This window comes from Gordonia sp. X0973, from assembly GCF_013348785.1.
Lineage (GTDB): Bacteria > Actinomycetota > Actinomycetes > Mycobacteriales > Mycobacteriaceae > Gordonia.
This window is the reverse complement of the sequence record NZ_CP054691.1, coordinates 1,445,499-1,466,420: the sequence shown is the minus strand read 5'-3', so window position 1 is coordinate 1,466,420 and position 20,922 is coordinate 1,445,499. Positions and strand designations below refer to the sequence as shown.

General features: G+C 68.0%; 15 protein-coding genes and 2 tRNA genes. 6 read left to right on the top strand and 11 right to left on the bottom strand.

The window, feature by feature from the left end:
• Positions 1-367: 367 nt before the first annotated feature.
• On the bottom strand, positions 368-787 hold the full coding sequence (gene ndk, locus HUN08_RS07210; protein ID WP_124247449.1) for a nucleoside-diphosphate kinase: 420 nt from the start codon (positions 785-787) through the stop codon (positions 368-370).
• A gap of 112 nt (positions 788-899) precedes the next feature.
• Here ndk and HUN08_RS07205 point away from each other — a divergent pair, with 112 nt between their 5' ends.
• Positions 900-1,298, top strand: a complete 399-nt coding sequence (locus HUN08_RS07205) for a hypothetical protein (protein ID WP_124247450.1) — start codon at positions 900-902, stop codon at positions 1,296-1,298.
• On the opposite strand, the gene HUN08_RS07200 is transcribed toward HUN08_RS07205, so the two are convergent.
• The 3 genes from HUN08_RS07200 to HUN08_RS07190 are packed head-to-tail and all read right to left on the bottom strand — an operon-like array spanning position 1,295 to position 5,780.
• A complete protein-coding gene (locus HUN08_RS07200) occupies positions 1,295-1,699 on the bottom strand; it encodes a DUF4233 domain-containing protein (RefSeq protein WP_124247451.1) in 405 nt (134 codons plus the stop codon). The genes HUN08_RS07205 and HUN08_RS07200 overlap by 4 nt on opposite strands.
• Positions 1,696-3,126 carry a folylpolyglutamate synthase/dihydrofolate synthase family protein gene (locus tag HUN08_RS07195; protein WP_124247452.1) on the bottom strand — a complete coding sequence of 477 codons (1,431 nt, stop codon included), beginning with the start codon at positions 3,124-3,126 and terminating at the stop codon, positions 1,696-1,698. The genes HUN08_RS07200 and HUN08_RS07195 overlap by 4 nt, the downstream gene beginning before the upstream one ends.
• Positions 3,123-5,780, bottom strand: a complete 2,658-nt coding sequence (locus HUN08_RS07190) for a valine--tRNA ligase (protein ID WP_124247453.1) — start codon at positions 5,778-5,780, stop codon at positions 3,123-3,125. The genes HUN08_RS07195 and HUN08_RS07190 overlap by 4 nt, the downstream gene beginning before the upstream one ends.
• A gap of 16 nt (positions 5,781-5,796) precedes the next feature.
• Here HUN08_RS07190 and HUN08_RS07185 point away from each other — a divergent pair, with 16 nt between their 5' ends.
• On the top strand, positions 5,797-6,438 hold the full coding sequence (locus HUN08_RS07185) for a hypothetical protein (protein WP_174900895.1): 642 nt from the start codon (positions 5,797-5,799) through the stop codon (positions 6,436-6,438).
• A gap of 19 nt (positions 6,439-6,457) precedes the next feature.
• On the opposite strand, the gene clpX is transcribed toward HUN08_RS07185, so the two are convergent.
• From clpX to HUN08_RS07155, 6 genes are all read right to left on the bottom strand, one after another.
• Positions 6,458-7,738, bottom strand: coding sequence for an ATP-dependent Clp protease ATP-binding subunit ClpX (clpX, locus tag HUN08_RS07180; protein ID WP_124247455.1), 1,281 nt, complete (start codon positions 7,736-7,738; stop codon positions 6,458-6,460).
• A gap of 102 nt (positions 7,739-7,840) precedes the next feature.
• Positions 7,841-8,527: an ATP-dependent Clp protease proteolytic subunit gene (locus tag HUN08_RS07175; RefSeq protein ID WP_124247456.1), complete on the bottom strand. Its 687-nt coding sequence runs from the start codon at positions 8,525-8,527 to the stop codon at positions 7,841-7,843.
• Between the two features lie 31 nt (positions 8,528-8,558).
• Positions 8,559-9,134, bottom strand: a complete 576-nt coding sequence (locus tag HUN08_RS07170) for an ATP-dependent Clp protease proteolytic subunit (RefSeq protein WP_124247531.1) — start codon at positions 9,132-9,134, stop codon at positions 8,559-8,561.
• A gap of 218 nt (positions 9,135-9,352) precedes the next feature.
• On the bottom strand, positions 9,353-10,705 hold the full coding sequence (gene tig / locus HUN08_RS07165) for a trigger factor (RefSeq protein WP_124247457.1): 1,353 nt from the start codon (positions 10,703-10,705) through the stop codon (positions 9,353-9,355).
• A 39-nt stretch (positions 10,706-10,744) separates the two neighbouring features.
• Positions 10,745-10,818: transfer RNA gene (locus HUN08_RS07160), tRNA-Pro, on the bottom strand.
• Between the two features lie 31 nt (positions 10,819-10,849).
• Positions 10,850-10,920: transfer RNA gene (locus tag HUN08_RS07155), tRNA-Gly, on the bottom strand.
• 303 nt (positions 10,921-11,223) lie between these two features.
• On the opposite strand from HUN08_RS07155, the gene HUN08_RS07150 reads away from it, so the two are divergent.
• Together HUN08_RS07150 and eccA are read left to right on the top strand one after the other, a co-directional pair.
• Complete coding sequence (locus HUN08_RS07150) at positions 11,224-11,898, top strand: L,D-transpeptidase (RefSeq protein ID WP_124247458.1); 675 nt, start codon at positions 11,224-11,226, stop codon at positions 11,896-11,898.
• A 118-nt stretch (positions 11,899-12,016) separates the two neighbouring features.
• Positions 12,017-13,786 (top strand): type VII secretion AAA-ATPase EccA, encoded by a 1,770-nt coding sequence (eccA, locus tag HUN08_RS07145; RefSeq protein WP_124247459.1) that lies wholly within the window; start codon positions 12,017-12,019, stop codon positions 13,784-13,786.
• 29 nt (positions 13,787-13,815) lie between these two features.
• On the opposite strand, the gene eccCa is transcribed toward eccA, so the two are convergent.
• On the bottom strand, positions 13,816-17,859 hold the full coding sequence (eccCa, locus tag HUN08_RS07140; protein ID WP_124247460.1) for a type VII secretion protein EccCa: 4,044 nt from the start codon (positions 17,857-17,859) through the stop codon (positions 13,816-13,818).
• Positions 17,860-18,019: 160 nt separating this feature from the next.
• Between eccCa and eccD the strand changes: the two genes are divergently transcribed.
• Both eccD and mycP read left to right on the top strand, forming a co-directional pair.
• Positions 18,020-19,522 (top strand): type VII secretion integral membrane protein EccD, encoded by a 1,503-nt coding sequence (gene eccD / locus HUN08_RS07135; RefSeq protein ID WP_124247461.1) that lies wholly within the window; start codon positions 18,020-18,022, stop codon positions 19,520-19,522.
• Between the two features lie 5 nt (positions 19,523-19,527).
• Positions 19,528-20,916, top strand: coding sequence for a type VII secretion-associated serine protease mycosin (mycP, locus tag HUN08_RS07130; RefSeq protein WP_124247462.1), 1,389 nt, complete (start codon positions 19,528-19,530; stop codon positions 20,914-20,916).
• Positions 20,917-20,922: the final 6 nt, after the last annotated feature.

Below are 20,922 nucleotides of genomic sequence, written 5' to 3'. Positions count from 1 at the left end.
ACGCGGCCACTCGGGGGCTCATTCGGTATGCGGTTGTGGGTCGCGCCGTGTGACCGGCGGCGACCGCGTGAGCTGGTCTTTCGGGGTGGTTCCGCGAGCGCCCGGGGATGCCCGGTCAGAACGCGCAAACGCCCCTCGTGGTGAGCCTGGTTCACGAACCTCGACGCCGCGCTGGATTCTCCGCTGACGGAGATTCGCATCGTGGGGAGGGCCTGCTCGCGGAGAAGTCGCATTCTTCCCGCGGGCGGTGGACCGTCACCGGGTGTTGTGGGCACCGAGACGAATGTGTCGGGCACAACTCGACCATTATCCCACACCCCGGTCGGTTAGGGAGAATTCACGCGCCGATCGGCGCGCGGCGGGTCGATCAGACGGCGGCGAAACCGGGGAACCAGAGGGCGATTTCGCGCGCGGCGGACTCCGGCGAGTCGGAGCCGTGGACCAGGTTGGTCTGGGTTTCCAGGGCGAAGTCACCGCGGATGGTGCCGGGCGTGGCCTTCTCCACCGGGTCGGTGCCACCGGCGATCTGTCGCCATGCCGCGATCGCACGGGGACCCTCGACGACGGCGGCGACGAGCGGCCCGGAGGTGATGAATTCGAGCAGGTCACCGAAGAACGGCTTGTCGGCGTGCTCGGCATAGTGACCCGAGGCCACGTCGCGCGTCGCGGTCCGCAAATCCATCGCGACGAGGGACAGGCCCTTGCTCTCGATACGGCGGATCACTTCTCCGACGAGGCCGCGGGCCACGCCGTCGGGCTTGATGAGTACCAGGGTGCGTTCGGTCACGCTGGAATCGTAAACGACCGTATTCCACAGCACGGAATCGGCCTCCGCCGAGTTATCCACAACCTGCCGTTCGACGATTCCGACGCCCCTCGTCCCGGCGTACTCTTCGACCATGGACGCCACCGAAGTGGAACGAAAGTTCAGGCAGCACGACAACGACATCAGTGCGATCTACGAGATCCTCGCCGACCACACGGTCACTCTCGGTCAGCACACCGCGCTGCTCAACCAACACACCGTCCTGTTGGAAGGCCTCGATCGCAAGATCGACGACCTCGATGTGCGGCTCACCGGGCGGATCGACGAACTCGACACCCGGCTCACCGGGCGGATCGATGGCTTAGAGACCCGGTTCGACAACCTCGAAACCCGATTCGACGGTCTCGAGAGCCGGTTCGACGGGATCGAGAGCCGGTTCGACGGGATCGAGAGCCGGTTCGACGGGATCGAGACCAAGGTCGAGACCATCGACACGAAGCTCGACCTGGTACTCGACCGCTTGGGCGGCTAGCCGTCGATGCGCTCCTGGCCGGGGAGTTGTCCGCGTGCCTCGCGTTCGGCGACGTCGCGCTTGATGTAGAGGACGTAGGCCCACACGCAGGCGAAGATGAGCCCGATGACGGCGATCGACCAGTGGATGATCCCGCCGACAATGGTCAGCAGGGTCAGCCCGCAGTCGAGCCACAGCGCCCAGGGGCGACTCTGCACGCCGCAGGCGAGCACGAGCGCCACGATCAGCACACTCAGATAGCCGACGGAGAACCACGTCAGCCCGTTGCCGATCTTGGCGACCACGGGGAACGCCAAGCCGACGACGATGGCCTGCAGGATCAGCAGGCCCGAGGTGATGCCGCGCAACCCCTTCCAGGGGTCGGTGGTCGGCGGGGTGAACTCGGGATGCTCGTCGGTCATGCCGGTTCCTTTCCGAACAGCGATCGCGCCGCGCCAGCCGTGACCACCGAGCCGGTGACGACCACACCGGTTCCCGATAGGGGTGCCCCCTCGTCTTCTTCGGCCAACGCGATGGCCTGCTCGACGGCGTCGGGCAGGAATGGCGCGACGACGATGCGGTCTTCGCCGAAGATCGGTTCGGCGGCGTCGGCGAGCGCGGCGGTGTCGAGTGCGCGCGGGGAACCGTTGTTGGTGAGGACGATCTTGTCGAGCACCGGTTCCAGCGCCTCGAGCAGGCCGACGACGTCCTTGTCGCCGAGTACGGAGACGACGCCGATCAGCCGTTGGAAGTCGAATTCGTCGGCCAGCGCGGTGGCCAGCGCCTGGGCGCCGTGCGGATTGTGCGCCGCGTCGAGGTATACCGTCGGGGCGCTGCGCACGCGTTCGAGCCTGCCTGGATTGGTGACCGAGGCGAAGCCTGCGCGCACCGCGTCGACATCGAGCTGACGGTCCGGGCCGGCGCCGAAGAATGCTTCGACGGCGGCGAGTGCCAGCGACGCGTTCGCCGCCTGGTGCGCACCGTGTAAGGGCAGGAAGATCTCCGAGTACACCCCGCCCAGGCCCTGGAGCTCCAGTAGCTGCCCGCCCACCGCGGTGCGGGCCTCCAAGACGGTGAACTCCGAGTCCTGGCGGGCGACGACGGTCCCGGCGTCGACGGTGGCCCGCAGCAGCACTTCGGCCACCTCGGGTGCCTGCGCAGCGAGGATGGTGACCGGGTCGAGGGGAATCAGCGCTTCCGGGTCTGCGCCGGAGATGATCCCCGCCTTCTCCCCCGCGATCGCCGCGAGCGTGTCGCCGAGGTAGTCGGCGTGGTCCATGGCGATCGGGGTGATCACGGCGACCTGCGAGGCGATGACGTTCGTCGCGTCCCAGCGGCCACCCATCCCGGTCTCGACGACGGCGACGTCGACCGGCGCCTCGGCGAAAACGGCGTAGGCCATCGCGGTGAGAACCTCGAATTTGCTCATCCGCGGGCCGCCTTCGGCCGTCGACGAGTCGTCGACCATGGTGATGAACGGTTCGAGTTCACGGTAGGCGTCGACGTAGGCGCGCGGACTGATCGGAGCGTTGTCGACCGAGATCCGCTCGGTGGCCAATTGCAGGTGCGGGCTGGTGATGCGGCCGGTGCGGCGGTGCATGGCCGTGAGGAGCGCGTCGATCATGCGCGTCACCGACGTCTTGCCGTTGGTGCCGGCGATGTGGATGGACGGGTACGCGTTCTGCGGCGACCCGAGCAGGTCCATGAGCGCGGTGATCCGGGTTAACGACGGCTCGATCTTGGTCTCCGGCCAGCGTGTATCCAGCTCGGCCTCGACCTCGGCGAGTTCGGCGAGGTCGGCCGGGTCCACCGGCTGTGCCGGAGCGGTCCCCGGTTGCGGATCGCTCACGAGCCGCCCAGCGCCGCGAGCTTCGCGCCGAGGCGGGCGATCTCCTCGCGGGCGACCTCTTGGCGGGCCCGGATCTTCGCGACGACCTCGTCGGGGGCCTTGGCCAGGAACTGCTCGTTGCCGAGCTTGGCCGTGGTGGAGGCCATCTCCTTCTCCGCGACGGCGAGGTCTTTGGCGACGCGGCGCTTCTCCGCCTCGACGTCGACGGTGCCGGAGGTGTCGAGGTCGACGAGGACGGTTGCCCCGCTGAGCCGCACCTCGATGGATGCGGTCGCGGTGAAGCCCTCCTCGGCCGGGTCCAGTCGCGCGAGCGAATCGAGGAAGTGGCGCTGGTCGGCCAGCCCGGCCTCGTCGAGTCCGGTCAGTTTCGCCGCGACGCGCTGTCCGGGGCGCAGGCCCTGGTCGCTGCGGAAACGTCGCACCTCGGTGATCAGTTTCTGCAGGTCGTCGATGGTCGTCGCAGCGGCCTCGTCGCGCGCGGCGCCGCTCGGCTGCGGCCACGGCGCCACGACGACGGACTCACCGCCGGTCAACGCCTTCCAGAGGGTCTCGGTGACGAACGGCATCACCGGTGACAGCGCGCGCAGCAGCGGGTCGAGCACCGCGCCGAGGACGCGGGCCGTCGACGCCGCGAGCGCCTCGTCGGACAGCTGGACCTTGGCCAGCTCCAGATACCAGTCACACACCTCGTCCCAGGCGAAGTGGTAGAGCGCCTCGCACGCCCGGGAGAATTCGAAGGATTCGAACCCCTCGTCGACGACGGCGAGCACCTCGTCGAGGCGGCCCAGAATCCACCGGTCCGCGGCGGTCAGCGCCTCGCGCGGCGGGAGTTCCCCGTCGCACGTCGCATTGTTCATGAGGGCGAACTTGGTGGCGTTGAACAGCTTCGTGGCGAAGTTGCGCGAACTCTGCGCGTGGTCTTCGCCGACGGAGATGTCGCTGCCCGGGTTGGCGCCGCGCGCCAGGGTGAAGCGCAGCGCGTCGGCGCCGAAGCGCTCCACCCAGTCCAGCGGGTCGATGCCGTTGCCCCGCGACTTACTCATCTTCCGACCGTGCTCGTCGCGCACCAGGCCGTGCAGGAAGAGGTCGGTGAAGGGCACCGTGGCGTCGCGCTGGGCGAGACCCGCGGTGTCCTTGGCGCCGACGTAGGTGCCGAACATCATCATCCGCGCGACCCAGAAGAAGAGGATGTCGTAACCGGTGACCAGCACCGACGTCGGATAGAACTTGCGCAGATCGGCGGTGTCGTCGGGCCAGCCCATCGTCGAGAACGGCCATAGTCCGGAGGAGAACCAGGTGTCGAGGACGTCGGTCTCCTGGCTGTAGCCGGCGGGCGGCTCCTCCCCCGGCGCCGGGCAGACGACCTCGCCGTCGGGCCCGTACCAGATCGGGATGCGGTGGCCCCACCAGAGTTGGCGCGAGATGCACCAGTCGTGCATATCGTCGACCCAGCCGAACCAGCGCGGCTCCATCGACTGCGGGTGGATGGTCGTCTCGCCGTCGCGGACCGCGTCACCGGCGCGTTTGGCCAGCGACTCGACCGCCACCCACCACTGCATGGACAGGCGCGGCTCGATCGGCTCGCCGGTGCGCTCGGAATGGCCGACGCTGTGGTTGTACGGACGCACCTCTTTGACGATGCGCCCCTGCTCGCGCAACGCCTCGCAGACGGCCTTGCGGGCCTCGAACCGGTCCAGCCCGTCGAAGCGCGTGCCGGTGTCGACGACCCGGGCCTGCTCGTCGAGGATGGTCGGCATCGGCAGGTCGTGGCGCTGTCCGATGGCGAAGTCGTTCGGGTCGTGGGCCGGGGTGATCTTCACCGCGCCGGAACCGAACTCGGGGTCGACGTAATCGTCGGCGATCACCGGGATACGGCGGTCCAGGAACGGGTGCTCGAGTTCGGTGCCGACAAGTTTCGCGTACCGCTCGTCGTCGGGGTGCACGGCGATCGCGGTGTCACCCAGCATCGTCTCCAGGCGTGTGGTCGCGACAACGATATACGGCTCGTCGTCGTTCATCGAGCCGTAGCGGAAGGAGACCAGCTCGCCGTCGACGTCTTCGTATTTGACCTCGATGTCGCTGACCGCGGTCTGCAGCGTGGGCGACCAGTTGACCAGGCGCTCGGCCTGGTAGATCAGCCCGTCGTCGAAGAGCTGTTTGAAGATGGTGTGGACGGCGCGCGACAGGCCCTCGTCCATCGTGAAACGCTCGCGCGACCAGTCGACGCTGTCACCGAGCCGACGCATCTGGTCGGCAATGCTGCCGGAGATGTTGGCCTTCTCCTGCCAGACCCGGTCGATGAACGCCTCGCGGCCCAGGTCGTCGCGGGTCTTGCCCTCGTCGGCCAGCTTCCGCTCGACCATCGTCTGCATGGCGATCGCGGCGTGATCCATCCCGGGTAGCCACAGCACCTCGTAGCCCTGCATGCGGCGACGGCGGCTCAGCGTGTCCATCAGGACGTGCTCGTAGGCGTGCCCCATGTGCAGCGACCCGTTGACGTTGGGCGGCGGGATGACGATGGAGAACGGCGGCTTCTCGCTGTTCGCATCGGCGGTGAAATACCCGGCGTCTACCCACCCCTGGTACAGCGCCTCTTCGAAGTCGGCGGGATTCCAGGCAGCGGGCAGCGAGCTGGTCGCTTCGGGGGTAGTCACGACGTCAATTCTAGGGATGACCACGATGAAGCCGCGCACGGGTGCAGTTTGTACTATTCACCGCATGCAACCCGAGTCCACCTCGACTTCCGCATGTGCCTTTCCGGTCATCGACGAGCCGGACGCGGTCGTCACCGTGAGCCCGGAACAACTCGACGCGATGGCGACGCACGTCAAGGATCTGGCTGCCATGGTGGGGAACACCTATGGCGTCGCGGCATTGTGGGCCGTGGTGTTCTCGGCCAACCTCAGCGTCGCCGCGATGAGCGCACCGCAGGATTGGCGCTGGATCTACTTCGCGGCGATCCCCGTCGTGTTCGTCTTGATTGCCGCGGTGACCGCGCTGTTGCTCTTCCTCTCCAGAAAGAGCCGCCACCGGCAGTACCTGGCCCAGCTCGGCCAGGGGTGTGACCTCGCCGCGTATACCTACGCCGCGAGGTTCGATACCCACCACCTCGACCTCGCCCTGGATGGCGTGGATTTCCGACGGATCGACTACCGCACGATCAAGACAGTCGCGCGCTACGCCGACGTCGCGACGATCACCCTGCGCGGTACGAGTCGCCTGACCATCTGCCGCTCGGTCTACCCGGGTGCGTTGTTTCCCGACGACGCCCTGGCCAAGCTGCGGGCCGCCGGCGTTCACACGACGAGCTGACCGGGGTTCCTCCTGCGGGCTAGGCGCTCTTGTCGCGCGGCTCGGCGCGGTGCTTTTTGCGCGGCACGACCGTGGGCAGGACGTTGTCGCGCACGGTCTCCCCGGTGACGACGACCTTCTCGACGTCGTCACGGCTGGGGATGTCGTACATGACCGGGAGCAGGACTTCCTCCATGATCGCGCGCAGGCCACGGGCACCGGTTCCCCGGTGGATGGCCTGATCGGCAATCGCCTCGAGCGCGTCGTCGGCGAACTCCAGCTCGACGTTGTCCATCTCGAACAGCTTGGTGTACTGCTTGACCAGGGCGTTCTTCGGCTCGGCCAGGATGTTGACCAACGAGTCCTTGTCGAGGTTGGTCACCGAAGCGACGATCGGCAACCGGCCGATGAACTCGGGAATCAGTCCGAATTTGATCAAATCCTCCGGCATGACCTCGGCGAAGTGGTCGGTGGTGTCGACCTCGTCCTTGGTGCTGACCTCGTTGCCGAAGCCGATGCCGCGCTTGCCGACGCGGTCGGACACGATCTTCTCCAGCCCGGCGAAGGCGCCGGCCACGATGAACAGCACATTCGTCGTGTCGATCTGGATGAACTCCTGGTGCGGGTGCTTGCGCCCGCCCTGGGGCGGCACCGAGGCCTGCGTCCCCTCGAGGATCTTCAGCAGCGCCTGCTGCACGCCCTCGCCCGACACGTCGCGCGTGATCGACGGGTTCTCGCTCTTGCGGGCGATCTTGTCGACCTCGTCGATGTAGATGATGCCGGTCTCGGCGCGCTTCACGTCGTAGTCGGCGGCCTGGATCAGCTTGAGCAGGATGTTCTCGACGTCCTCGCCGACGTAGCCGGCCTCGGTGAGAGCGGTGGCGTCGGCGATCGCGAACGGCACGTTGAGCATCTTGGCCAGCGTCTGCGCCAGGTAGGTCTTACCGCAGCCGGTCGGGCCGAGCATCAGGATGTTCGACTTGGCGAGTTCGACGGTCTCGCCGGTCTTGGCGTCCTTCTTCTCCCCCGCCTGGATCCGCTTGTAGTGGTTGTACACGGCGACGGCCAGGGTGCGCTTGGCGTTGTCCTGCCCGATGACGTAGTTGTCCAGGAAGTCGCGGATCTCCACCGGCTTGGGGAGTTCGTCGAGTTTGACGTCGCTGTTCTCGGCGAGCTCTTCCTCGATGATCTCGTTGCACAGGTCGATGCACTCGTCGCAGATGTACACCCCTGGCCCGGCGATGAGTTTCTTGACCTGCTTCTGACTCTTTCCACAGAAGGAGCATTTCAGCAGGTCGCCACCGTCTCCGATTCGCGCCATCTATCTTTACCTACTTCCTGCTCACAACCCGGTACTGGAGACGGTACCCGCGTCCGCGGGCAACGTCGCGTTACTTAGCGCGAATGTCGCCGGTTGGCGCGACTACTTCTTCAGCGACTTCTTGCGGTAGCCGAAGACCTCGTCGATGATCCCGTAGTCCTTCGCCTGGTCGGCGGTCAGGATGTTGTCGCGGTCGGTGTCCTCACGGATCTTCGCCGGCGTCTGACCGGTGTGACCGGCCAGGATCTCGTCGAGCCTGTTGCGGATGCGCTCGATCTCGGCGGCCTGGATCTCCAGGTCGGACACCTGGCCCTGGTACGCGCCACCCGTGCGCGGCTGGTGGATCAGGATGGTGGCGTTGGGCAGCGCGGCGCGCTTGCCCGGGGTGCCGCCGGCCAACAGGATCGCCGCCGCCGACGCCGCCTCGCCGAGGCAGACGGTCATGATGTCGCAGTGGACGTACTGCATCGTGTCGTAGATGGCCAGCATGTCGGGCACGCTGCCGCCGGGCGAGTTGATGTACATCGTGATGTCGCGGTCGGGGTCCTGGCTCTCCAGGACCAGCAGCTGCGCCATCACGTCGTTGGCCACGGTCTGGTCGATCGGGGTGCCGACGAAGACGATGCGCTCCTCGAACAGCTTGGCGTACGGGTCGTACTGGCGGTGCCCGGTGGGGGTCTGCTCGATGAAGCTCGGCAGGATGTAGCGGGCCTGCATGTCGCGCAGGGCCTGCGCCGAGGCCGGCACGCCGGCGCCCGGAGCGGCGGTCAGATTCGCGTCGTTGCTCATGTTGCTCTTTCGAAGTCGGTGGTGGCGGTGGCTAGAGGGAGGTGACGACGTGGTCGACGAGGCCATAGTCCTTGGCCTCGTCGGCGCGGAACCACTTGTCGCGGTCGGAGTCGGCCTCGATCTTCGCCAGCTTCTGGCCGGTGTGCTCGGCGTTGAGCTTGTTCATCTCTTTCTTGGTGAGCGCGAACTGCTCGGCCTGGATCGCGATGTCGGCCGCGGTACCGCCGATTCCGGCAGACGGTTGGTGCATCATGATCCGCGCGTGCGGCAGGGCGAAACGCTTGCCCTTGGTGCCCGCGGTGAGCAGGAACTGCCCCATCGACGCGGCCATGCCCATCGCGTAGGTGGAGATGTCACACGGCGAGAGCTGCATGGTGTCGAAGATCGCCATGCCCGCGGTGACCGATCCGCCCGGTGAGTTGATGTAGAACTGGATGTCCTTGTCCGGCGCCTCGGCGGTGAGCAGCAGGATCTGCGCGCACAGCCGGTTGGCGATGTCGTCATCGACCTGGGTCCCGAGGAAGATGATGCGCTCGCGCAGCAGCCGTTCGTACACCGAGTCGTTCAGCGTCAGGCCGGCGACGCCCGACGACATCGCGGGCGGCATGTGGATCGGGGAATTGCTCACGGGTTCCTACCTTCGGATCTTCTCGCGGTCGGTTTCGATCTCGCGCTCTGGCTTGTAACCGACACTAACCAATCGACGCGCCCAACCCATCCCCGTAACACGCCGATTCGCTCACAGCTAAACGATGATCGCCGCAAGCGAAACGGTCGGGCCGGGGAATGCTCCCCGGCCCGACCGTTTGCGGTAAAGACGTGTCGTCAGGCGTCGACGGCATCCTCGGCCGGAGCGGCCGGCTCGCCGAAGAACTCCTCGGTGTCGACGGCGGCACCCTTGTCGTCGGTGACGGTGACCTGGTTGACCACCGAGGCCAGCGCCTTGCCGCGCCGGGCGTCGGCGTAGACCGCACCGATCTGGTTGGCCTGCTGGAGCTGGTTGACGAACTCCTGCGGGGCCATGCCGTAGCGCTGCGCGGAGAAGATGATCTGCTGGGTCAGCTCTTCCTGGCTGACCTCGGTGCCCTTCTCGTCGGCGATGGCGTCGAGCAGCAGCTGCGTGCGGACGGACCGCTCCGCGCCTTCGCGCGCGTCCTTCTCGAAGTCCTCGCGCGTGGTGCCCTGGGCCTCCAAGAGGCGGCCGAGCATCTCCTCGTCGTGGCCGATGCTGTGCAGCACCTGCTCGAGCTGGCCGTCGACCTCTTCGTCGACGACCTTCTCCGGCAGCGGGAAGTCGGTCTTCTCGAGCAGCTCGTCGAGGACCTTGTCGCGGATGGCGTTGGCCTGCTCCATCTTCTTGGACTGCGCGACGCGCTCGCGCGCCGATTCCCGCAGTTCGTCGATGGTGTCGAACTCGCTGGCCATCTGGGCGAACTCGTCGTCGAGTTCGGGCAGCTCGCGCTCCTTGACCGAACTCACCTTCACGGTGACGGTGGCGTCCGAGTCGGCGAATTCGCCGGCGACCAGCTTGGTGGTGAACTCGGCCTGCTCGCCGGCCTTGAGCCCGACGACGGCCTCGTCGAGCCCGTCGATCAGCTGGCCGGAGCCGACCTCGTGCGAGAGGCCTTCGGTGGTGGCGTCCGGGACGGGCTTGCCGTCGACGGTGGCCTCGAGGTCGAGGGTGACGTGGTCGCCGTTCTGCGCGCCGCGCTCCACCGCCTTGAGGGTGCCGAAGCGCTCACGCAGGCCCTCGAGCTGCTCGGCGACGGCCTCGTCGTCCTCTTTGAGGGCGTCGACCGTGACGGCGAGCTTGGAGTAGTCGGGCAGGGTGATCTCGGGGCGGACGTCGACCTCGGCGGTGAAGGTGACCGGCTGGCCGTCGACCAGTTCGCCCAACTCGATGTCGGGGTTGCTGATGACCTTGAGGTCGGCCTGCTCGACGGCCTCGGAGTACTTGGCGGGCAGGGCGTCGTTGACGACCTGGGCGAGCACCGCGTCACGACCGACGCGGGCCTCGATCAGCTTCGCCGGCGCCTTACCCGGGCGGAAGCCGGGAATCCGGACCTGCTGGGCCAGCGCCGCGTAAGCGCCGTCGAACTCCTTCGAGAGTTCCTCGAACGGAATCTCGACGTTCAGCTTCACCCGGGTCGGGGTCAATTGCTCGACGCTGCTCTTCACGCGCGTTCTCCTTATATACGTCTGTCGGTGGTGTCGTTGTCGGGATGACAGGATTTGAACCTGCGACCCTCCGCTCCCAAAGCGGATGCGCTACCAAGCTGCGCCACATCCCGCAGGCTCGCCGTCGAGCGGGGCTCGCCGCAGAGCGGGTGACGGGAATCGAACCCGCGTAGCTAGTTTGGAAGACTAGGGCTCTACCATTGAGCTACACCCGCGTGCAGGCAGCATCGCGGGGTCGCCGCAATCGCCGCTGCGATGACCGACTGTACAGTGTCGCGGGCACGCGTCGAAATCTAGGGGCGCGGCGCACCCGCCGACGATCAGTGGAAAATGTCACAGCCCCGTCGGCTCTTCCGCGAAACCACCGGTCAGGGCTGCGCGCCATCCTGCCAATCCCCTGTGGAAGCGGCTCAGCGTGTGGCCGATGTGAAACAATTATGCAACGATTGACGATGAGAAAGCTGAGTGGACTTTGAGTCCGCACATGTTGAATCCGAGAATGTGAAGGACTTTTGAGAATGCTTAGCACCACCGAGCATGCTCGGCGCACCGCTGCCAAGGCCGTGGTTGCCGCCGTCGCCGGCGCTCTGGCCATGGGCATCGCCCTGCCGGCCGCGGCCAACGCCGCTCCGATCACGATCATCCCGGGTCTCCCCCCGGTCGAGATCCCCGGAGTCCCGGCGCCGCCGAAGCCGAAGCCGAACAAGCCCAAGCCTCAGGTCAACCAGGCTCCCGGCGTGCCCGCGATGCCCGCCGTCGCGAGCCGCACCGGCTGGGTGGCGCTGGCCGACGACAACACGCACACGATCTTCTGGTGGCACAACGGCACCTACAACCGCCAGATGCCGATCTCGATGGGCACCAACAAGCACCCGACGCCCAACGGGACGTACTACACCAAAGAGAAGCACCGGATGATCATCATGGACTCGTCCACGTATGGCGTCGCGGTGAACAGCCCGGAGGGTTACAAGACCCCGGTCGACTTCGCGACCCGCATGTCGTGGGACGGCATCTTCATCCACGCCGCTCCGTGGTCGGTCGCCCAGCAGGGTCGCAGCAACGCGAGCCACGGCTGCATCAACATCAGCGAGGCCAACGGCAAGTGGGTGTTCGACAACATCCCGCGCGGCACCCCGATCGTCGTTCGCGGCACCGTCGGCGGCGGCAACTGGCGCACGCCGCGCGACTGAGCACGTAATCGCACACTGAGCCGGGCCTTGCAGATGCAAGGCCCGGCTCAGTGCTTTGCGCGCCTCACGTAAACTTTCGGTGTCCACGCACACGAATTCAGATCTTCTTGGGGGCACAGTGGCCGACCTGCGGCAGACTCGTCAGTTGTTCGATGTCGGAGTCCTGTCGTTGGGGGTGCCGCTCGACGGCCAGGAGGCCGTCGTCGACCGTCAGCAGGCGCGGTTGGCATTCCAGCGCGCCAGCGAGTTCGAGCCGGACATGTGCGACGCGTGGCTCGGGCGGATCGCCTGCGGTGACCGCGACAGCGCGGTGATCTTCAACCTCTACCGGTCGCGGTCCAACTTCCACCTGGAGTTCCGGCGCAACGGTCTCGCGCCCACCGCCGTCGACGCCCGGTTCGCCACCGGCTCCTACCTCGACTACCCCATCCTGACGCGGACCGACGTCGAGGCCGCATACGCGGCCTCCCTGGTCGCCGACCAGGACTACTCGGCCGCCGAAGAAGTCCTCGACAGCGCCGAGAGCACGCCCATCACCAACTACGTCCGCGGCGTCCTGCATTTCGCGACGCAACGCTGGCCCGACGTGATGAAGGCGCTCAACGGCTCCGCCGAGTGGAGCGACGAGTACATGCGGGCCGGTGCCGACACGATGGTCGGCATCGCGTGCGCGCGCACCGGCTTGAACGGCGAGGCACTGCGCCGCCTCGAACTGGCGGAGGCGGGCCCCATCCCCGCCGCCGCGACGATGGCCCGCCACGTCCACGGCCTCGTGCTGCGCGCCGAGGACAAGGAGTCCGAGGCACGGGCCATCTTCGAGGAGATCTACTCCCGCGACCCCGGCTTCGAGGCCAATGCCCTCGCCCTGCAAGACCCGCGTCGACGATTGATCGTCACCGATCCGGCCGACATCGACCGCCGCACCGATCGGTGGGACCCGGAATCGGTGCCCTCCGATGCGGCCGCCGGCCCGGCGACAGAACAAGCCGCACTGCTCGACGAGGCACAGGCCGAACTCGACAGCCAGATCGGGCTGCAGGCGGTCAAGACCCAGGTGGCCAAACTCAAGTCCGCCGCGACGATGGCCCAGGTGCGCGCCGAAAAGGGGTTGGCCACCAACGCGCGCAGCCAGCACCTCATCTTCACCGGCCCGCCCGGAACGGGTAAGACGACGATCGCGCGGGTCGTCGCCAAGATCTATTGCGGCCTGGGCCTCATCAAGACCGACAAGGTCGTGGAGGCCAGCCGCCGCGACTTCGTCGGACAGCACCTGGGTTCCACCGCACCCAAGACCTCGGCGCTCATCGACTCGGCGCTCGACGGCGTCCTCTTCATCGACGAGGCGTACACGCTCATCCAGGACGGGCTGTCCGGCGGCGACGCCTTCGGCCGGGAGGCGGTGGACACCCTGCTGGCCCGCATGGAGGACGAGCGCGACCGCATCATCGTCATCATCGCGGGCTACGACGGTGAGATCGACCGATTCCTCGCGGCGAACGACGGCCTCTCGTCGCGCTTCTCCCGACGCCTCTCCTTCGAGTCCTACGCGCCGACCGAGCTCGCCCAGATCGGCGAAGTCCTCGCCGAGAAGCGTGACTCCCATCTGACCCCGGAGGCGATCACCACCCTGGAGCAGGCCTGCGGTCCCCTGTTCGACCAGACGTCGGTCGACCAGTCCGGGCGCCCGCGGCGGTTGATCGATCTCGCCGGCAACGGCCGATTCATCCGCAACGTCATCGAGAGCGCCGAAGAAGAGCGCGAGTTTCGGCTCAGCTCGGGTGACGTCGACGTCAGCGAACTGTCCACCGACGATCTGACGACGGTCACCGCCGACGACATGCGGGCCGCACTGAGCACCGTCCTGGGCGGCCTGCGGCTCCCGGTGTAGTCCGCGCCGTCCCGCGAGCCCCGCGGGGGCTAGATCTCGCGCGGTGGCGTCCAGGCGATCTGAACCAGTCCCTCGCCCTGGGTGCGCGACACCATCATCGCCTGCCCCGGCGGACGCGGACAGCACTTGGTGGTGCCGAGGAGCACGCCCTCGTCCTTGTTGCCGCTCATCACCAGACCCTCGGCGGAGACGTCGCGCAGTCGCGTGATGACCGGGTCGTAGAGCGCTCGTGACGCGCCGCCCGAGCGCCGAACGAGGATCACGTGCAGCCCGACGTCGCGCGCCTGGGCCAGGTAGTCGACGATGGGCAGGATCGGGTTGCCCGAGGCGAGGGCCACCATGTCGTAGTCGTCGATCACGACGTAGAACTCCGGGCCCTCCCACCAGCTGCGGTCGCGCAGTTCTTTCGGCGTGATGTCGGCACCGGGTTGGCGGCTGTCGAGCACCGCCGCCAGATCCGTCATCAACGTTTGAGTCGTCGACGCTTGGGAGGCGTACCCGGCGAGGTGGTTGCCCTCGACCTCGCCGAGCAGGGTCCGCCGATAGTCGATGAGGACGATCTTGGTCTGCGACGGGGTGGAGTTCTCCACCAGGCCGCGCAAGATCGTCCGCAGCAGCGCCGTCTTGCCGGACTCGGTATCGCCGAACGCCAACACGTGCGGTTGCGCCAAGAAGTCGATGACGACCGGCGCGAGTTCGGACTCGTTGATGCCGAGCGCGACGCTCGTGGGGTTCTTCTCGTGCATCTGCCACGCGCGTGCGGAGAGTTCGTCCCGATCGACCCGTTCGGGCAGCATGCGGACCGCAGGTGCCGCCAGGTCCCCGTAGAAGGCGGCGATCTGCGTAATCGCGTCGGCGACCCCGTCCTGCAGGGTGTTGGGGTCGGTCTCGCCGTCGAGCCGGGGCAGGCCGACGAGCATGTGTAGGTTGTCCGGCGTCAACCCGCGTCCCGGTCGGCCGGACGGCACCAGATGCGCGACCTTGCGGTCGAACTCCGAATCCCCCGGATCGCCCAGTCGCAGCTCCAGCCGGGTGCCGAGCAGATCCTTGACGGCGGGCCGAATCTCCATCCAGCGCGACGCGGTCAGCACCAAGTGGATGCCGTAGGACAACCCCTGGCCGGCCACCGCGGTCAACTGTTCCTCGAGGGCCTCGAACTCGCTGCGGACCACTCCCCAGCCGTCGACGACGAGGAAGACGTCGCCGAATTCGTCCTCGAGGATCGGGTCGTCGGAATCGGCGGCCAAGGCGAGGGCTTTGCGACGACGGAAGTCGCGGATGGATTCGATTCCCAGATCGCGGAACCGCGCCTCGCGCTGTCGCAGCAACGTGACGACCTCCGCCACGGTGCGGCGGACGCGATCGTCCTCCATTCGGGTGGCGACCGATCCCACGTGTGCGAGCCCGGCCAGGCCGGTCAGCGTGCCACCACCGAAGTCGAGGCAGTAGAACTGCGCCTCGGCCGGGGTATGCGTCGCCGCGGTGGACAGGATGAAGGTTCGGACCGTCGTCGACTTGCCCGACTGCGGTCCGCCGACGACCGCGACATGGCCCGCGGCACCGGAGACGTCGACGGTGAGTACGTCGCGACGCTGGTCGTAGGGCCGGTCCTCGATACCGATCGGCACGACGAGCGAGCCGCGGGCAAAGGCACTCGAGCGCCAGTCGTCACCGGGGAACAACGAGTTCACGGCCGGCGACTCGTCGAGCGGCGGCAGCCACACCTCGTGTGCCGGGCGCCCGTGGCCGACGAGTCGGCTGACGACCATGTCCAGCAGGGTGACCGTGCGACCGTCGCGGATCAACGGCTCGGTCGAGCTGCTGGCGCGCGTGATGGCCGGGGTCTCGGTCGGTTCCGGGACCGCGTCCGCCTCCACCGGGGAGGCCGTGAACAGCTTCAGCGAGCCGCCGCCCAGCGACGCCCGCCCGCCGTCGTCGCCACCGGCCTCGACGACGCCGGGGATATATGGCCCCGACACGTAGGAGGCGTTGAACCGCACCGGGTCGTCGGCGTCGGACTTGAGGAAGGCCGAACCGGGCTGGCTCGGCAGGTGATAGGCGTCGGGGACGCCCAGCACCGCGCGCGACTCGGCGGCCGAGAAGGTCTTGAGGCCGATCCGGTAGGACAGGTGCGAATCGAGCCCGCGCAGCTTGCCCTCTTCGAGGCGCTGCGACGCGAGGAGCAGATGGACGTGCAGCGAACGGCCCAGGCGACCGATCATGACGAACAGCTCGGCGAAGTCGGGCTTCTGCGAGAGCAATTCGGAGAACTCGTCGACGACGATGAAGAGCGCAGGCAGCGGGTCGAGATCGGCACCGTTGCGCCGCGCCGCCTCGTAGTCGCCGACGTTGGCGAAGTTTCCGGCCGAGCGGAGCAGTTCCTGCCTGCGATTCATCTCGCCGGCCAGCGCGTCGCGCATGCGGTCGACCATCGAGAGTTCTTCCTCGAGGTTCGTGATGACCGCGGCCACGTGCGGCAGTTCGTCGAGTCCGAGGAAGGTCGCGCCGCCCTTGAAGTCGACGAGCACGAGGTTCAGCGCGTCCGGCGAATGCGTCGTCACCATGGAGAGCACCAGCGTCCGCAGGAACTCCGATTTACCCGAACCGGTCGCGCCGATACACAGGCCGTGCGGCCCCATGCCGTATTCGGCGGCCTCCTTGATGTCGAGTTCCATCGGGCTGCCGTCGCGACGGATACCGATGGGCACCCGCAGGCGTTCGCGCGCCGAGCGGGGCCTCCACACGACCGACGGATCGATCCGGGCCGCGTCGCCGGCCCCGATCAGCCGCATCAGGCCGGGATCGGCGTTCTCGGTGTCGGTGGTCGACAGGTTCACCAGCTGCGCAGCGGTGGCGAGTCGGAAGCGCGCCATGCGGCGGGCGATGGTCTCGGCGAGCCCGACGCTGACGTTGTCGGCGACGGCGAACTCCTCGGAATCCGTCGCGGTGCGAGCGGCCAGCAGCCCGGTGTCGCGGATCTCCAGTTGCAGGCCCTTGCGCGCCGTCAATTCGTAGGCGGCGCCGCGGACGTCGATGACGGTGACCGAGTCGAGCCCGCCGTCGCTGATGACCGGCTCGTTGCCCGCGACATACCCGTCGGCGAGGACGACGACCCACTGCACGCGGCCCTGCGTCGGGGGTGCGCTGCGCGCCCACCGGCCGCGTTCCATCAGGTCGCCGTGGTGATCCTGGTCGAATTCGCCGAGTGAGCGGTACATCATCCGGGCGGCGCCGATGCCGTCGGTGCGGGTCGGGTGCAGCGCGTGCGGGACCCACTTGAGCCACGACCACGCCTCCGCGTCGGGGTCCGCACAGATGACCGCGATGCGCACGTGGTCGGGACCGTGCATGGTCGCGATCTGCACCAGCATCGCCCGGACCAGGCCGTGGACCCGGTCGGTGGCGCCCTCGATCCCGATGGCCGCGAATCCGCGCAACGACACCGCGGTCGGCATGCCACGGGTCACGGTGTGGGCGCGGATGAATCGACGCAGCGCCATCATGGAGACCGGTTCGAGGTCTTCCAGCGGCCCGGTGTCCGGCGGGGAGAGCCGCGTCGCGAGGCGTTGTGAGCCGACGCCGACGCGGACGTGGCAGAAGTCGGAGTCGTCGGGCCGGCGCTCCCACATGCGGTCGCCGCCGATCGCCGGAAGCAGTCCTTCGGGTTCCGGATGCGACCACGCCAGCGCGTCGTGCTGGTCCGACGTCGTCGTCGCGACGTCGTCGCGCATCCGGCCCAGGTAACGGAGGTAGTCTTTGCGCTCCTCGTTCAGCTCGGCCGCGCGCTTGCCGTTGCCCCGGCCCCCGCCGAAGAACATGCCGGCCATCGACATGAGCATCATCATCGGGAACATCATCATCATCGGGTTCCGCATGGCCGCGGAGCCGCCGACGCTGATGAACAGCGCGATCATGCCGATCATCGCGACCACCATCACGACGGGCAGGATGCGCAGCAGAATGTTGGCCGGTACGGCGCGGGGAATCTCCGGGGGTGCCTGCAATGCCAGATCGCCACCGGGCGAACGCGGTTGTTTACGACGGGCGCGGCGGACGAATCCGTCTGTGGTCATTGCGCTTCCCCCACCTCGGCAGTCTGTCGTCTCAGCGTCGAACGCCCCACCCGCCCATTCGCCGGCCTCGGTCATGCTAGCGCATCCTCTGCTCCGCCTTACGTTCGAGGCCGACGGCTCGTGTAGCATCCCCCGCGGTTGGAAATAGGGGGTTCCCAAGGTGACTGATCTTTCGCCTCAGGCCACGACGTCGACGGATGCGACGCCGGCCGCAGAGCAGCTCGCCACCGAGCTGACGAGGATTTCGGTGCTGTGCGGACACCGCCAGATCGACGTCGGCGTGCCGTCGGAGGCATCGGTGGCAGCATTGCTGCCCGAGCTGGCCCGCCTGCTGCTGCGCAACGAATTCGACGAGCCCGCCGACGTACCCCTCGACCTCACCGAGCAGTGGACGCTCAGCCGCGTCGGCCAGCGCCCGCTCGACGACAACCTCTCCCTCTCCTCGGCCGGAGTCCGTGACGGCGACCTGCTGGTTCTGCGCACCGAGTCCACCACCGAGATCCCGGTCATCTACGACGACGTGATCGAGGCGATCGCCGGCATCAACGCCCGCGAGTTCAGTTCCTGGTCGACGCGGTCGGCCCGGTGGATGGGTGCGATCGGACTGCCGGTCGCGGCCCTCGCTGGTGTGGTCGCCCTCCTGCTCACCGCCCACACCAGTCCCTACCGTTGGGTGGGGCTGGCGTTCGCGGCCGTCGGGGCCGCCGGCTTCCTGCTGGGTGCCTTCCTCAGCGTGCAGCGACTGCGCGACGTCACCGTCGGCGCCCTGATGACCTGTGCCTCCTGCACCACCGCCTTCGCGACGGGCTGGTTGGCGGTCGGACCGGATCGGGTGGCCCTGGCCTTCTTCCTCGGCTTCGCGCTCGCGGCCATCGTCGCCGTCATCTCGCTGCGAGTCTCGGCCGGCAGCCCGATGGCCCACCTGGCGCTGATCTCCGGGACCGTGTTGGCGGCACTCGGGGCGCTATTGCAGACGCTCTGGGGTGACGACCTGGTGAAGACCGCGGCGATCATGACGGTCGTCGCCATGTTCGCCTCCTTCGTCGGACCGCGGCTGACGATTCTGTTGGCGCGCCTGCCGATTCCGACCGTCCCCAACGTCGGGGAACCGCTGACCGACGACGATTCGGATCCGGCGATCAACGTCGAGCCGGGTGTCTCGGCCATCGCCAACCTGGCCATGCCGCAGTCGCAGGCGCTGGAGATCCGCGCCAAGGCCGCCAACAGCTACCTCGCCGGCCTCGTGCTGGGGTGCGCGACGGTCGCGGTGGTCGCCGCGACGATCACCGCGTTCCCCTACGAGGGCCGCGCCCACTGGCAGGCGATCCTCCTCGCCCTGCTGGCCAGCACGGCGATCGCCTCCCGCGGGCGCCTGCACCGCGACCTGAGCGCCGCCGGGTCGATGATCGGCGCCGGCCTCGCCGGTGCCGTCGCGCTGGGCGTCATGGTGATCCTCGCCAACGGCTGGTGGATGATCGTCGGTTTCGCCTGGCTGCTGCTGCTCGCCGCCGGCTCGGCCTACATCGGAGTCGTCGTCGCCCGGCGCGAGCACACCCCGCCCGTCCGGCGGGCCGGCGAGATCCTCGAATACGTCATGATCACCGTCTGCGTCCCATTGGCCGCCGGGATCGCCGGCGTCTACGGCCTCGCCCGCGGACTCTGACCGCGATGCGCAGGCGTGAGGCGTTCCTCCGGCTGACCACCGCGACGGCCGTCACCGCCGCCGCCACCTTCACCGCACCGCTGGCCTGGGCGATCTCGCCCCCCAAGGTGTCGGGAGGCCCGCCGTCGTCGGGGCCGGTCGCACCGGCCGAGCCGACGCAGCAGAGCGTCGTGTGCGCGCAGCCCGCGGGTAACGGGTCGGATTTCACCATGCCGAGCAAGCCCTTCACCGCGATGGAGGTCGCCCGGGCGTGGACGTTCTCGCGCGGCGCGGGTCAGCGCGTGGCCGTCATCGACACCGGCGTGACCCCGCAGCGGCGCCTCTCGGTGGTCCCCGGCGGCGACTACGTGTCCGGCGGCGACGGGACGACCGATTGCGACGGTCATGGCACCGCGGTCGCCGGGATCATCGCCGGTCACCCGAGCAGCCGCGACGCCTTCGCCGGGGTCGCACCCGCCGCGACGATCATCGCGATCCGGCAGTCCAGCCCGTCCTATCGCGAGAAGGACCGCGGCGACCAGTCCGTCAACAACAAGACGAGCAGCGGCTATGGAACGACCGCCACGTTGGCCCGCGCCGTGGTCCGGGCGGTGGAACTGCGGGCGACGGTCATCAACATCTCGCAGGTCGCGTGTATGAGCCCGGGTGAGAGCATCAACGGCAGCGGTGAGCTGGGGCGTGCGATCGCCTATGCGTACCGGCAGAACGTCGTCGTGGTCAGCGCGGCGGGCAACGTCAGCGACAAGACGGGCTGCAAGTCGCAGAACCCGGCTCCGTCGACATCTGACCCGTGGGCGTCGGTGTCGACCGTGGCCACCCCCGCCTGGTATTCGGACTATTCGCTGGCGGTCGCCTCGGTGGAATCCGACGGCTCCGTCTCCGATTTCAGCCTGTGGGGGCCGTGGGTGGCCGTCGCCGCCCCCGGATCGGACATCGTCTCCCTCTCGTCGAAGCCGGCGAAGGCCGAGCTGGCCAACGGCGAGGTCGCCGAGGGCAAATTCGTCGCCTTCCGCGGGACGAGCTACTCGGCGGCCTACGTGTCCGGGCTGGCGGCGCTGATCCGCTCCCGCTATCCCTCGCTCTCGGCCGGGCAGGTCATGGACCGAATCAAGCGCACCGCGCACGGCCCCGGCGCCCGGGACACCTCGATCGGCTACGGCGTCATCGACCCGGTCGCCGCGCTCGCCGACGAGGTGCCGCCGACGTCGGCCCTGGCCAACCCCTACGCCACCAACCGCCTGCCCACGCCCACGGTGGCGCCGGCGAAGTCGAAGGCGCCGCTGATCGCGACCGGCGGGGCGCTACTCGCCGGGGCGCTGGCCTTGCTGCTGGTGTTCCTGCGCACCCGACCGACCCACGACCGTCGCAAACTCGTCGAGGGCACTGACTTCTAGCGTCCG